This window comes from Pseudomonas sp. KH_027 (genome assembly GCF_057838565.1).
This window is the reverse complement of the sequence record NZ_CM174470.1, coordinates 2,570,325-2,584,481: the sequence shown is the minus strand read 5'-3', so window position 1 is coordinate 2,584,481 and position 14,157 is coordinate 2,570,325. Positions and strand designations below refer to the sequence as shown.

Below are 14,157 nucleotides of genomic sequence, written 5' to 3'. Positions count from 1 at the left end.
GACATTGCCAAACAAGGATCAGTTTATGCCGTACCGCGCAGCCATCGGTGCTTTGCTCTTGCTCGTCTGCAGCTTCGCAGGCGCGGAGTCCCTCTCTTACAGTCGCGATGTCCAGCCGATCTTCACCGAGAAGTGCGTGGCCTGCCACGCCTGCTACGACTCGCCGTGCCAGTTGAATCTGGGCAGTGGCGAGGGCGTGGCGCGTGGGGCGACCAAGCTGCCGGTGTATGACGGAGCGCGCACCGAGGCGCAGGCCACCACGCGATTGTTCTTCGATGCGCAGGGGGCGGCGGCCTGGCAACGCAAAGGTTTTCATTCGGTCGTGGCGGGGCAAGGCAGCCAGGCCGCATTGCTGGCGCGCCTGCTCGAACTTGGGCAGAAAACCCCAGTCGAGCCCAATGCCAAGCTGCCCGCGAGCATCGCGCTGGGCATTTCCCGGCAGAATCAGTGCCCGTTGCCGGGCGAGTTCGATGCCTATGCCGCCAAGCACCCGCTTGAAGGCATGCCGCTTGCGGTCACAGGGCTGAGCGCGGGGCAATACCAGACGCTGCAGCGCTGGCTGGCCGCCGGTGCGCCGCTCGATGAGCAAGCGTTGCAGCCGAGCGCTACTGAGTCGGCCCAGATTGCGCAGTGGGAAACACTGTTGAATGCCCATGGCGCCCGTGAGGACTTGGTTGCGCGTTGGCTGTACGAACACCTTTTTCTCGCTCACCTGTACTTCGAGGGCGGTGATGCGGGGCACTTCTTTCAATTGGTGCGCTCGCGAACGCCCAGCGGCCAGCCGATCGACCCGATTGCCACGCGGCGGCCGAACGATGACCCGGGTTCGGCGTTTTATTACCGCTTGTGGCCGATCCAAGGCGTGATCGTGCACAAGACGCATATCACCTATCCGCTGAGTGCGAGCAAATTAGCCCGGGTGCAGGCGCTGTTTTTCAGCGGCAACTGGCAGGTGACGGCTTCACCGGGCTACGGGCCGCAGCGCCGAGCCAACCCGTTCGAGACCTTCGCCGCGATCCCGGCCCAGGCGCGTTACCAGTTCATGCTGGATAACGCCGAATACTTCGTGCGCACCTTCATTCGCGGGCCGGTCTGCCGTGGGCAGATTGCCACCGACGTGATTCGCGATAACTTCTGGGTCATGTTCCAGGCGCCTGAACGTGACCTCTTCCTGACGGATGCCGACTACCGCGACGAGACGACGCCGCTGCTGGCGTTGCCAGGGCAGATGGACCAGCTCAGTGGGATGCTGGGGCTGTGGCACGCCTACCGAGACAAGCGCAATGAATATGAAGCGCTGCGCTTTGATGCCTATGCCGCCGCACCAGCACCCAGTTGGGCGCATATCTGGGCGGGTAACGACAATGCGTTGCTGACGGTGTTTCGTCATTACGACAGCGCTTCGGTGCGCAAGGGCTTGATCGGCGAAATACCACAGACCTTGTGGTGGCTGGATTATCCGCTGCTGGAGCGGACCTACTATCAACTGGTGGTCAATTTCGACGTGTATGGCAACGTGTCTCACCAGGCCCAGACCCGGTTGTATTTCGACCTGATCCGCAACGGCGCCGAGCAGAACTTCTTGCGACTGCTGCCCGCCGACTCGCGCGTGGCGATTTTGAGCGACTGGTATCAGCGCAGTGGCAAGCTGAAAATGTGGATGGATTACCAGCGCATCGATGATGACAGCCCCACAGGGCTCGAATTGGCGGGGCCGGAGCCGAAACGCAGTTTTGCCAATGCCTTGATCGAGCGCTACGCCGGCATCAATGCGCGACCGGACCCGATCAACCGTTGCCAGGCGGGGGCCTGTTACCGCCCCCATCTCGCCCAGCCGTTGCAGGAGGCCGAACAAGCGCTAAGCCGGCTGACGAACAAGCCGGCAGCCGGGCTCAAGGTCATCGCTCAATTGCCGGAAGCGACCTTGCTGCGGGTCGAGTCCGCCGATGGCACGTTCGAGGTCTATAGCCTGCTGCGCAACCGGGCCCACAGCAATGTAGCCTTCATGATGGGCGAAGACCTGCGTTACCAGCCAGGCCTGGACACGTTGACCCTTTATCCGGGCGTGCTGACCAGTTACCCGAACTTCATGTTCAGCCTCCAGGCCGGGGAAGTGCCGGGCTTTGTCGCGGCGTTGGAGGGCGCGCGCGATGCGGCTGGCTTCGAGCGGGTGGTCGAGCGCTGGGGTATCCGCCGCTCGCATCCCCAGTTCTGGCGCTACTTCCACGACCTCTCGGCCTATATCCGTAAAACCGAGCCGGTGGAAGCGGGGGTGCTGGACATGAATCGCTACCAGAATCTCTGAAGCGGGTCGGCTGAAACCAGCCGGCTCACGCGCGCCGGCAGCCCCTGGCATGGGCTGTCAGGCCGCCATGGGCATTGCCGCAAGCGCTATCGTGCTGAATCCAGCCGATCTTTCTCCAGCAGCCCACGCCCTGGCTGGACAGCCTGTCGGTGCGCCGGGAGCAGGTGCCGCTTTCCTGAGCAAATTACTAGGACTTTGTTCGTGCGCACCTATTGGCGTAAACTGCCCCCACGTTTGCGAGGAGTTACCATGAGCGCCATCACCATTACCGAAGCTGCCCAAGACTATCTGGCTGATCTGCTGAGCAAGCAGAACACCACAGGCATCGGCATTCGCGTTTTTATTACCCAGCCGGGCACCCAGTACGCCGAGACCTGCATCGCTTACTGCAAGCCGGGTGAAGAGAAGCCCGAAGACAGCGTGCTGGCGCTGAAAAGCTTCACGGCCTACATCGACGCCTTCAGCGAAGCCTTTCTGGACGACGCGGTCGTCGACTATGCAACCGATCGCATGGGCGGCCAGTTGACCATCAAGGCGCCGAACGCCAAAGTGCCGATGGTCAACGCCGACAGCCCGCTCAACGAGCGCATCAGCTACTACCTGCAGACCGAGATCAATCCGGGCCTGGCCAGCCATGGCGGTGAGGTCAGCCTGATCGATGTGGTTGAAGACGGCATCGCCGTGCTGAAGTTCGGCGGTGGCTGCCAGGGCTGTGGCCAGGTCGATCTGACGCTTAAGGAAGGCATCGAAAAGACCCTGCTGGAGCGCATCCCGGAACTGAAAGGCGTGCGTGACGTGACCGACCACACCAACAAGGAAAACGCCTACTACTGAGGCATTGCGTTGCGGGCTAAATAAAAAGGCGACCTACGTGGGTCGCCTTTTTGCTGCCTGTGGATGGTCGATAGGCCTCAAGACGAGGCGGGCAGCAGGCTGCGCCTGGCCGGCAGCAGCATCAACATGGCCAGGCCGACCAGGGGCAGGATGACCAGATTGAGCGCACTCCAGCCGAGGCCGCTGATCAATACGCCGGCGCTGAACGCGGCCCCCGCGGCCAGCATGCCATTGAGCAGCTCCATCAGGCCTTGGGCCTGGCCACGCTGGGTTTCGTCATGACCTTCGGCAAGCAGCGTGGTACCGGCGACCAGCATCAGGTTCCAACCCAGCCCGAGCAGCAACGAGCTGAATAGAAAGTGCAGCTGTTGCAGGCCAGAGAGGGCGACAGTGGCGCTGCCCAGCAGTATCACCCCGCCCAGCAGGGCTACCCGGCGGCTGCCGAGGCGATCGACCAAGGGGCCTGCCAGGAAGGCGGGGAGGAACATGCCGAGCATGTGCCATTGGATCACCTGGGCGCTGCTTTCCAGGGCAAAGCCGCAGAAGCTCATGGCCAGGGGCGTGGCATTCATCACCAGTACCATCAGCCCATTGCCAACCGCGGTGGTGGCGATTGCTGCGCGTATCACCGGTTTGCCCAACAGTTGGCGTAATTCCTTGAGTCCGGCCTTGGCCCTGGGCGGTGCAGCGCCTTCGCGCAGTCTGCTCAGCAGTATCAGGGCCAGCAGGGCGAGGACCGCGATCAGCAGGTAGGCGCCGACGAAGGGCGTGTTCAGCAGGCTCCCGGCCCACAGCAGCAAGCTTGGCACCAGCAGGGCCGCCAATACGCCGCCGCCAATTACATAGGCGCTGGCGCGACCTTTTTCAGTCGCATCGACGGCTTCCAGCGCGGCAAAACGGTAGTACATCGCCGACGCCTGATAAGCGCCGATGGGCAGGGCGCCCAGGCAAAACAGAATAAAGTCGCCCAGCCAGACGCCCAGCGCGCTGAGCAGGCCGCCCAACATGCCAGCCCCGGCGCCGAGCATCAAGCCGGGACGACGGCCATGGCGCTGCATAAACAGCGACAAGGGCTGCACGGTGAGCAAATTGCCCAGCATCCACAAACACAGCGGCAGGGTTGCCAGGATAGTGAGCGGGGCCAGTTGCAGTCCCACCAAGGCGGTCAGGGTGATACCGATCATCGAGCACGACCAGTACAGCGCCTGGCCGGCAAACAACAAGCGGATCGAGGGATTACGTAACAGCAGCATTGGGTGGCTCCAGGGGCAAGTTCGGCTGCGGACGATGGTTAAACCTTGCTGCCGCAGCCGGCGGGCTTAAGCACCCGTTCACTAGACGCGGGGGAACGTTCCAGCTTGTCGGCCGGGCGGCGCGGACGGCTCAGCAGTTCACCGCCGCAGTTCGGGCAGATGCCTTGCAGATGGCCGTTTCCGCACGCGCGGCAGAAGGTGCACTCGAACGAGCAGATCAGCGCATCTGGCGAGTCGCCGGGCAGGTCGCGGTCGCAGCATTCACAGTTTGGACGCAGTTGCAGCATGGGGGCTCCTTGGTTCGGGGGTCAGGCAAAACGTTCGCTGTATTCCTGCGGACTGACCGCCAGGTGTTTGTGGAAGGTACGGCGCAGATTTTCGGGGTGGCCAAACCCGGTCAGGCGCGCCACCGTGGCGATCGACGCCTGGGCGTCCTGCAGGAGGGCGCGGGCCGCTTCCAGCCGAACCCGTTCGACATAGCGCCCTGGCCCCATCCCCAGTTCCTGCACGAACACCCGCGACAGCGTGCGCGGCGCCAGTCGCGCCTGGGCTGCCAGCGCCTCCAGGGAAAGATCGTCGCCCAGGTGAGCGGGAAGCCAGTCCAGCAGGGCCGCCAGACGGGGCACACGACTGGGCTCCGGGGCCAGCAGGGCACTGAACTGCGCTTGGCCGCCGGGACGGCGGAGGAACATCACCAGCCGGCGCGCCACGGCGAGCGCAATCGCGCGACCGAGGTCGGCCTCCACCAGTGCCAAGGCCAGATCGATGCCGGCGGTTACCCCGGCGGAGGTAAACACATGGGCGTCGCCACCCTGGTTGCGCGGGTCATAGGTATGCAGCCGATCGCCCTGGACCTGTACCGCCGGGTGGCTGTCGCGAAGCTCATCGACATCCGCCCAATGGGTGGTCGCCAGGCGGCCGTCGAGCACCCCGGCGGCGGCGAGAATCAAGGCCCCGGAACAGATCGAACCAAGGCGGCGAACCTTGGGTTCGGCGTTGCGTAACCAGGCCAGCAGATCGGCGTCCTGGCACTGAGCGTTAACGCCCTGGCCTCCAGGCACCAGCAGGGTATCCAGTTGGTTCGGGTCGACCTGTTGCCATATCTGGTCGACACAGATTCGCAGGCCGGCGGAGGTGGCCACCGCACCTGCGGCACTGCCAAGCAGGATCAGCTCATAGGCGGCAGGAAGCCCCTGGCGCTGGCGCTCGACATTTGCCGAGGCGAATACCTGCAACGGGCCTGTGACATCTAGGCTCATGACATCGGGAAAAATCAGGCAGGCGATCTGGCGGACGCGGTCCATAGGCACCTCGAAAGTGATGGTGCCAGTTTGCAGCGGAGGGCGAATGGCGACAATGTCAATAAACCCACATATCTTGCCAATATGTTGGGGTGCGCTCGCTGTCAGGCCGCGTTGAGCTGCTCGGGGAAGCGCATCAGGGTGACCTCTTCGGGGCGCAGACCTGGCGCAGGTGCGGTTTGCCCATGGTTGTCAGTCGGGGAGTAGGCGTGCACCACGAGTCTAGGTTCGTGGCAGGTGCGCAAACCCGGCAGGGCCGCCGCAGCAAAGGCAATGCCTTGCACGTGCCACTGCAAGGGGCCGTTGCGGGAAGTCGTGTGCGGTCGAGGACGGACCGCGACGCTGGCGGCTGGCTTGAAGCGATGGCCTCATTCATTCAGTCGAGCCACTCAAGCTGCTCGTTGACCGCGACAGTGGCCTCTGTGCGGCATCGGGGCAGGTAGATGGCCTGCCCAGGACGCCAAAGCACTGCGCTGCCGGATAGTCTTACTCCGGCATGTTCCAGGGTTGCAGGTCGTAACCTTTCTGACGCAGTTCCGCGCGGGACTTTTTCAGTACATCGGCCAGCAACTCCGGGTCGGAGTAAATGCTGCTGGGCAGTTGCGTACGTCCAAGCAAGCGGGTGCTGGTGCGGTCGATAACGCTCAGGCTCAGTTCGCCAGTGCCATCTTGTGGCGCCCAGGCGACGCATTGAAAGGGTTGGAATGCGCGGTTGGCGATCAACAATGCTTCGTTAAAACGGAGCGGGGTGTTCATGGGGTCGGTTTCTCCGAGTAGATCCCAATACGGTAAACGGCCGTTGGCGCCGGGTATGCGCTGCTTTGGCCTGTCATGGGTGTTGATGACCTAAGTCGACCTGCAAGTCACATTAAGTCGCGCGTTTGATCGTGTATGTCGCACAAATGATAGGTTTTCGTGATGCTCAGACTGTTTTCCGGCCTCGGTCGGCATTTCCCGTCGGAAAATGCCGACCGAGGCCATGCCGTGATAGCCCGTACAGAGGGTAAATCTGCCGTCCGCAGTCCAGATTCACAGGTCAAATTCCTGCTATTTTTGCAAACGAGTGGCGACTTGTTCACATTTTTCCTTTGGATGTGGGGTCCCGGAAGCAATTTTTTTTGCCGGGTCTCAGTGACTTGTCAGATGGCCCCAAAGCCAGTGGTGGTAACGGTTCCTTGGCCAGATGTGGCCATGCGCGACTACCTGAATCGGGCTTTGGTCACTGCCGTTTGTCGGCATATTTGATCAAAAAATGAACGGATGACGGTTTTTCCGTTCAGAATACGCAGCAGGTGAACGAGCTTTGACTCTCATCTGCACCCCCCAAGTGGAAGTGAAACCTCATATGCACCCAGTGCAAATGTGGATTTTTATTACCTGAAAACGGAGATGCTCGGATGATTGAATATTCATTCGCAAGGCATACTTTTTTCTCGAAGCCGCGATACTGAAAGTACTCGTTAGCTAACGATTTATTAATTTTAGTTGAGTTTTCTCTATATAAACTCAAGTTGAGCCCTACTGAATCACTTGTTGATTCACTATTAGAATAAAGAGGTAAGCATGGAACTCAATATAATTGCTTCGTTTTTGGAGCAGAAAGTAGCTATGGAGTTTTTGCGCCTAGGCGTTGTTTATTTCCATCTGATTGCCTGCTGTGTGGCAATCGGGCTTGTGTTGACCAGTGATATTGCAATGGTCAAACAGTTGCTCAAGGGTGAAGTGGCCAACCAACACGATGATGCTCATCTGGACGGGCTCCAAAAAACAGTGAGCTTCTCCCTTGTGGTACTCTGGCTCACGGGTATTGCCATTGTCGGAATAGACTACGCCGACAAGGGCTTGGAGTATTTTCTGAATCCAAAACTGCAAGCTAAAGTGGCCATCGTGACGTTGCTGACCTTCAATGGTGTGCTACTGCATCACTTGGTATTGCCGGCACTGAAGAAAGCCGGTTCGTTGTTGAACCTCTCGTTCAACCTGCGCATGTTGGCACTGTTCTCGGGTGCGCTGTCAGGCGTGTCCTGGTTCTATGCTGCGATGCTGGGTGTCGGTCGCCCGCTGGCCTGGAAATACTCGCTGACGGAGTTGCTGGCGGTCTATCCAGTCCTTATCGTCGGTGGATTCATGGCGATGGCGCTGCTCACCCGGTGGGCAAAGAACAAGAACGCGGCAGAACCGGAGGTGCAAAACATCTGGGCATTGAAAACTCCGGTTCTGAGTTCACACTGAACCTGAGTTGAAAACGGACGTTCAGCCTTAGCGGGAAAGACAATCCGGTGTCATCGGCATGGCGATCTGAAACTTTAAATGCAATACCTGAGTTGGGTGTTGCTGGAAGTTTAAGATCGCCATGTTTGCTTTTGCAGCCGAAAAAAGTCTTGGTTATATCTAGTCTGCGCTGTTGCGCTGATGCCGATAAACGCTCACCGCTTCATAAACCGCTTTGCGCAGGCGGTTTATCCCGCCAATCGGTCGATGTTCCGGCAATGAATGCCAGGGATTGAACGAGAGGTTGTCGCAAAACAGGTTCTGCTCTGTGCTGTCAAAATCCTGGGCGGGCAGTTTGATTGTCGCGACCGTCTCGAACGCTGCGATTGATTCATCCCATTCGACGCTGGTGTCCTCAATGGGCATGTAGTGCTCGGGGTTTTGCCGTTGCACTTGCAAGGCAAAACAAGCCGGCACCCGATCAAGGGAAAGTTGCTGATAGAGCGCGCTGCGCAGGAAGTTGGGCAGGTCTTTATTCTGTTCGGGCAACTCGTAGTTCGGGCAGTTTTCCGGGGTCGGGATGACACGGTACTTGATGTTGTTCGGCCCGAGCCTGAACGGCGCGATGGAGTTGTATGTCGTTGCCAGTGGGCTCTGCGGCGCGGGTGAGAGCGTTTTCAAGGCGATGATCAGGTGGCGTATCTCCCAGTCACGCGGGTCCCAACTGGGAAAAAAGGCCAGGATCTTCTTGCCGCTGGCTTGGGCGGCGAAGTTGCTTTTGTATTCGGCGACGTCGCGGACGAAGAACGAGGGGTGGTTGAACATCACGAAGTCCTGGTCGCCAGTGTTGTTGGGGCTGGCCATCAACTTGGCCCCGGGCACGTCGAGCAGTTTGATCGCCATGCCGCGTGCGTCGCGGGCGCGGTCGAATTGTGGATAGGCATTGCCGTTGGACAGACGCATCCAGGCTTGCCAGGTTTTGCCCGGTTCGCTGAGCACACCCTGGCGCAAGGCTGGGTCGATCTCCGGCAGTACGGTGAGTTCGGCTTTCAGGCAACCATGTGCCTTGGCGTGGGCGTCACGCAGTACGCGGGTGTTGTCGCGGTGTTGTTCGATGACGCTGATAGCATCTTCAATGATGCCTTGGGTGAGGGCGGCTTCACCGGCGGGAATCTGCTCTTCGGCGGACACCGGGCCGGAAAATTTCCAGCCGTAGTAGAGCGAGCCGATGCCCCAGCCGCCGAGGCCGACGACCAGTACGAGCAGCGTGAGTTTACCGAGCAAACGGCCAAGCCAAAGCCAGAAGCGTTTGAGCATGGGGCGAGTCCTTGTGGGTTATGGGGGTATCCGGCTCCTTTCCTGCTGGGAAAGGAGCCGATGGTAACTAGCCCTGGCAGCTGGGGCCCGGATTCCAGGGTTTGGCTGCAATGGGTGTTAGCTGGCTTTCGAGCTTGGTATCGCCCAGGGCCTTGAGGTATTCGATCAGCGCCCAGCGCTCTTCTGGCTGAAGGGCGCGGCCGATGACGCCTTCTTGTCGGCAGCCATCGCGGAATTCGTGACCACGATTATTGTTGCCGGTGACGCTGGTTTTGAACAGGAAGCCGCCGTCGAACGGCTTGCTGTCAAAGCCGACGTGTTGCGGGTCGTATTCGTGGTTGCCGACCCAGAATTGCTGCTCGCGTTCGGAGATGGGCGAGAGCAGTTGGAACAGCGTCGGCACCGAGCCGTTGTGCAGGAAGGGGGGCGTGGCCCAGATACCGTCGAGCGGGCGAGCTTTGTAGCCACGCTTTTCCTGTACGCCGATGGGCAGGCCATAGCCGTCCATGCTCCAACGCTCCTGTGCCTTGATGCCGGCATCCTGATAGGCGCGGTTTTCCACGTAGGCGGTGATGTAGGCCAGGCCCTTGGCGCTGGAGATGCTGGCCAGGTCGATGTCATCCAGCTTGCCGTCGAGCAATGTGACCCCGAGTTTGTCCAGTTCGGCCTTTTTCCAGCCGAGCTTGCTGATATCGAAGCGGTGATCGGCGATGTTGTCGGCGGCGGTGGGATCGGTACCTACGATGCGCGTGGGTACGATGCGCATCCGCCATTCCGGATCGCGGGTTGGCGCCAGGCGTTCGTCAGGGGCCTTGGAGTTTGCCGCGTGGCAATAGGCGCAGTTTTCCTCGAACAGCGCGCGGCCTTTGCTGGCCAGTTCGAGGTCGACCTTGCCGAGTACGTCCTCCGGCCAGGCTGGAGGCTTCAATTGTTTGAGGGTTTCTTCCAGGGTATAGAGATCGCGCAGGCGCACGCTTGAGGCATAGCGCTCGGCTTCCGGTACGGCATGGCCATTGGTTTCAAACAGCCGTAGAGTGGCGCCGACGCCCAGGGATTCGCCAATGTTGCGGGCCATTGGCTGCATGGCTGAGCCATTCCACTGCACCCAGTCGAACTTCCAGATGTCCCACAGCTGCGGGTAACTGACCGGAGCGTTGCCGATGCGGTAGTTGCTGGGGTCGATTGCATCGCCGAACACGCTGTTGGCGATACGGCCGAAGGCATCGGTGCGGCCAAAGCCTTCCTCTGTCGGGTAGAGACCACGGTGGGTGTCGTTCCAGGCCTGGCCGAGCAGGCGGTTGAGCACGATTTTGAAGTCGCTGCGCAAGGTGTCGCGACCTTTCGGGTACCGATCGCCAAGCACCGTTTCGGCGAAGCGTTTGAACTTGAGCGGGTTGTAGTAGGTGAAAGCCATGCTCATGCCGAGCGCCTGGCCAAAGCTGCCACCGCGCAGCGTCGGCACTGTGGAAGCCAGCGAGTGCAGGGCGGCGCCACCATCTATACGCACTGAATGGCCTTTATAGCGCAGTTCGCCGGTGTGGCAGGCGGCGCAGCTGATGTCCAGGTATTGAGCGCCGGATTCGGCATCCTGATGGCGGGCGAAACCCACCGGCAGGTTCCCGGGGTTGAGTGCCGAGGGCTGCTGCTGCGGCTCGGTCAGAAAACCGAAACGCGCCAGGTAGGCTGGCGCGGCGAACCTGGCCCGTGCAAAGGGCTGTTCCAGGGCCACGAACCAGTCGTACCGCAGACCTTTAACCTGGGTGCCTTGGGGGGTGTAGTAGTAAGTCTGCCGTGCTTGCGGGCTCCACTGCTCAAGATAGTGGAGTTGTTCGGGTTGCTCGTAGGTTGGGAGGTTTGGATTGGCAATGTAATAGAGGGCAACGGCCAGCCCCCCCAAAATGACAAGCAGAAGCACGAGCAAGCTGCGGCGGAGGATTCGCATCGGATACGTCCTTGTAACTTTTTTATGTGCCTGACGTTATGCCAAGCAATCCGGGTATTGGCAAGGCGTGATTAAAGCCCGCGCAGATTGCTGCACAGAGCGCTGTCGAATAACACGCTGGCTCTTCATGCTTGGTGTGCAACTCGACAGCGTCCGGCATCCAGCCATTGATGCGTGCTAAACGGCATATGTTTTATAGAGAAATGATCCAAACTCCGTCAAAGTTATTGCTAGCGTTACAAGTGCGTGCGCCAAATTATTGTTTTTAATAAGTTTACTTAAAAATGGCGCCAAGGATAAAACATGCCTGAAGACGTCGTCCCCGTACCTCGCCGCCTTCTGGTGGTAGATCCCTGCAATGAATGTGAGCGTCTTCTCGGGCTTTTGCGTGCCGATGGCTGGAACGTGGAAAGCAGTACCCTTGCAAGCGCCGCAAAGAGGGACTTCGATGTTGGTCTGCTGCGCCTGCAAGCCGTCGACTTCGATCCGCAGCAGATCAAAGAGCTGATTCGCCACAGCACTGCGGCATGGATCGTTGTGCTGAACGTCAATGAGCTGAGTATTCGGGCCATCGCTGATTTTGTGGGCGAATGGTTTTTTGATGTTTACACGTTGCCCTTTGACGTTACGCGCTTGAAAACGACGTTGGGTCGGGCCTTTAAGGCGCGTCTGCGTGGAGTGGCTGGCAGCATAAACCCGGCCCATGGTTATGAGTTGTTGGGTAACAGCCGAGGGATGAAGGATCTACGCAAGCTGCTGACGAAGCTGGGGCCGATGGCCTCGCCGGTGCTGATCCGTGGGGAAGCGGGAACGGGTAAGGAGTTGCTGGCTCGTACCCTTCATGCCCGCTCGCGTCGTCCATCCGGGCCATTCGTGGTGCTTGGTTGTGCGTCGATCTCCGCGCATGCGTTGCAAGCCGAGCTTTTTGTTCCCGAACAGGGCGACGCAACCGGCGCGCCAGGGGAAACAGGCGGTTGTATCGCATCCGCCGATGGCGGGACGTTGTTTCTTGATGAGGTCGGCAGGCTTTCCTTACCGCAGCAGGCCAGCCTGTTGCGCTTCATGTTGCGGATGCAACGCGAACCCGCGGCGGTTGCGGCCTTTCCGGTCAATGTCCGGCTACTGGCGGCAACGGCCATGGACCTTGAAAGCGCGGTCAGACAAAAACGTTTCCTTGAGGCCCTTTATCACCTGCTCACTGCGGTGCCTGTGCATACCGTCCCATTGCGTGAGCGGAGGATGGATATTCCCTTTCTGGCGGAGCATCTGGCCAAGCTTTATTCGGTAGAAGTCGGGCGTCGTCTGCGGCACTTCAGCGAGGCGGCTCTCGAGGCGATGATCGAACATACCTGGCCGGGGAACGTGCGCGAACTGTCCAATCGTGTGCGCCGGGCTTTGGTCTCGGCCGAGGGGCGACAGATCGAGGTTGCCGATCTGGGGCTAGGAAAGGAGCAGGGTAGGGATACCAGGATCGGCACGCTGAACGAGTACATCTTTCGTGCCGAGCGCCTGGCACTTAACGATGTTCTGACCCGCTATTCCAGCAACATGAGTGAAGCGGCGCGGGTGCTGGGGATCTCCCGGCCAACGTTCTACCGTTTGTTGCACAAGCACCAGATCCGTTAGCTGTCCTATAGATAGGCGGTTAACGTGCCTGGACTAAAACAACAGTTGCGGGCCGAGATAGGCATTGGCCTGGTCGATATCATCATCGCCCAGGGCGCCGACACTGGCGGCGAGTCGCAAACGAGAAAGCAGGTAGAGCAGTTTTGCTTCGAACAGGTTACGACGTGCGGTGAACACCAGTTCTTCGGCATTGAGAATGTCGACGTTGGTGCTGCTGCCGGCAAGAAAGCCCTTCTTCGATGAGTCGAGCGATTTTTCACTTGAGCTCACCGCTTTTTCCAGCGCCCTGATGCGCGCTTCGCCACTTTGCACGCCGCGAAATTCACGCGTCGTACCGGAGATGACTTCTTCGCGTGTGGCATTCAACTCTTCTTGCGCCATGTCTCTGGTCGCCACTGTCTGCCGGGCTCGGGCACTGGTGTAGCCGCCGCTGAAAAGCGGGACATTCATTTCTACCCCGACCGAGCCATAGCGGTTGCGCTGGTTCAGGGTGGACACCGACTCACTTTCTCCCGAGGTGTAACCCAGCACGAAATCCAGTGTCGGCCAGTGGCCGGCCTTGGCCTTGCTAATGTCTTCTTCAGCGACATTGAGGCTGTAACGCCGGGCCTGTATCGACGGGTTATCGCTCTGTGCCTTGATAATCCAATCCGGCAAGCTGCTGGGCTCCAGCGCAGGGGTCGGGAAGCTTTCACGCAGGGTGGAGAGTTGCTCCGGTGTTTCGCCGAGGTATTCCTGCAGCAGGCGTCTGGCGACCAGCAGGTTGTCCTGTGCCTCGATCAGTTCGGCCAGCGCCAAGTCTCGCCGTGCAGTCGATTCGTCGATGTCGGTAACGGTGCCGTCGCCGAGGTCGAAGCGCCGCTTTGCCGACGACACCTGCTGCTCGAATGCCTTGAGCTTGGCTTTAGCCAGTTCAATGGTTTCGTGGGCCAACAAAACATCGAAATAGCGGCCGGCAAGGCGCAAGGCCGAGTCCTGGCTCTTGGTGTCGAACACCGCAACGCTGTAGTCGGCCTGGTGTTTACCCTGGCGGTACTCGGCCATTTTCTCTTTGTTGAAGAGCGGCTGGCGCAGTTGCACCGTTCCCCCCTTGGACTCGTAGTGAAGATCGTTTTCGCTGTCGCGGCCCTGGGCATCTGGCTGTCTCTGGGTACCGTTGACGTGGTTGTCGTAGGCGCTGGCGTTGATCTGCGGCAGCAGGCCGGCTTTGCCCAGTGCGCGGTTTTCTTCGCCCGCCTCCTTTTCATGCACGGCAGCCAGGTAGGTAGGCCCCTGATACTGCAGCAGGTGCCAGGCTTCTCGGAGATCCAATGCCTGCGCCGGAAGCGTCACGCAGATGAGGCCGCTGAGTATGAGGCGGGGGCTCAT

At 60.0% G+C, this 14,157-nt stretch carries 11 protein-coding genes; 4 read left to right on the top strand and 7 right to left on the bottom strand.

What is annotated here, in order from left to right; translation table 11 throughout:
• Positions 1-25 precede the first annotated feature (25 nt).
• Together AC3IYG_RS12140 and nfuA are read left to right on the top strand one after the other, a co-directional pair.
• On the top strand, positions 26-2,305 hold the full coding sequence (locus AC3IYG_RS12140; RefSeq protein ID WP_489308700.1) for a fatty acid cis/trans isomerase: 2,280 nt from the start codon (positions 26-28) through the stop codon (positions 2,303-2,305).
• Between the two features lie 249 nt (positions 2,306-2,554).
• Positions 2,555-3,139: a Fe-S biogenesis protein NfuA gene (nfuA, locus tag AC3IYG_RS12135; protein WP_489308698.1), complete on the top strand. Its 585-nt coding sequence runs from the start codon at positions 2,555-2,557 to the stop codon at positions 3,137-3,139.
• A 77-nt stretch (positions 3,140-3,216) separates the two neighbouring features.
• Here nfuA and AC3IYG_RS12130 read toward each other — a convergent pair whose 3' ends face one another.
• From AC3IYG_RS12130 to AC3IYG_RS12115, 4 genes are all read right to left on the bottom strand, one after another.
• A complete protein-coding gene (locus AC3IYG_RS12130) occupies positions 3,217-4,389 on the bottom strand; it encodes an MFS transporter (protein WP_489313899.1) in 1,173 nt (390 codons plus the stop codon).
• Positions 4,390-4,430: 41 nt separating this feature from the next.
• Positions 4,431-4,679, bottom strand: coding sequence for a DUF1272 domain-containing protein (locus AC3IYG_RS12125; protein WP_489308696.1), 249 nt, complete (start codon positions 4,677-4,679; stop codon positions 4,431-4,433).
• A 21-nt stretch (positions 4,680-4,700) separates the two neighbouring features.
• Positions 4,701-5,696 carry a GlxA family transcriptional regulator gene (locus AC3IYG_RS12120; RefSeq protein ID WP_489308694.1) on the bottom strand — a complete coding sequence of 332 codons (996 nt, stop codon included), beginning with the start codon at positions 5,694-5,696 and terminating at the stop codon, positions 4,701-4,703.
• A 483-nt stretch (positions 5,697-6,179) separates the two neighbouring features.
• Positions 6,180-6,449, bottom strand: coding sequence for a hypothetical protein (locus tag AC3IYG_RS12115; RefSeq protein ID WP_489308692.1), 270 nt, complete (start codon positions 6,447-6,449; stop codon positions 6,180-6,182).
• An 807-nt stretch (positions 6,450-7,256) separates the two neighbouring features.
• On the opposite strand from AC3IYG_RS12115, the gene AC3IYG_RS12110 reads away from it, so the two are divergent.
• The gene (locus tag AC3IYG_RS12110; protein ID WP_489308690.1) at positions 7,257-7,925 is read left to right on the top strand and encodes a hypothetical protein; all 669 of its coding nucleotides are present in this window, start codon (positions 7,257-7,259) and stop codon (positions 7,923-7,925) included.
• Positions 7,926-8,084: 159 nt separating this feature from the next.
• Here the strand turns inward: AC3IYG_RS12110 and AC3IYG_RS12105 are convergent, their stop codons facing one another.
• Entirely contained in the window at positions 8,085-9,221 is a 1,137-nt protein-coding gene (locus AC3IYG_RS12105; RefSeq protein ID WP_489308688.1) for a catalase family protein, read from the bottom strand.
• 67 nt (positions 9,222-9,288) lie between these two features.
• A complete protein-coding gene (locus AC3IYG_RS12100; RefSeq protein ID WP_489308686.1) occupies positions 9,289-11,163 on the bottom strand; it encodes a di-heme-cytochrome C peroxidase in 1,875 nt (624 codons plus the stop codon).
• 303 nt (positions 11,164-11,466) lie between these two features.
• Between AC3IYG_RS12100 and AC3IYG_RS12095 the strand changes: the two genes are divergently transcribed.
• Positions 11,467-12,789, top strand: a complete 1,323-nt coding sequence (locus tag AC3IYG_RS12095; protein WP_489308684.1) for a sigma-54-dependent transcriptional regulator — start codon at positions 11,467-11,469, stop codon at positions 12,787-12,789.
• Positions 12,790-12,822: 33 nt separating this feature from the next.
• On the opposite strand, the gene AC3IYG_RS12090 is transcribed toward AC3IYG_RS12095, so the two are convergent.
• Positions 12,823-14,157, bottom strand: a complete 1,335-nt coding sequence (locus AC3IYG_RS12090) for a TolC family outer membrane protein (RefSeq protein WP_489308682.1) — start codon at positions 14,155-14,157, stop codon at positions 12,823-12,825.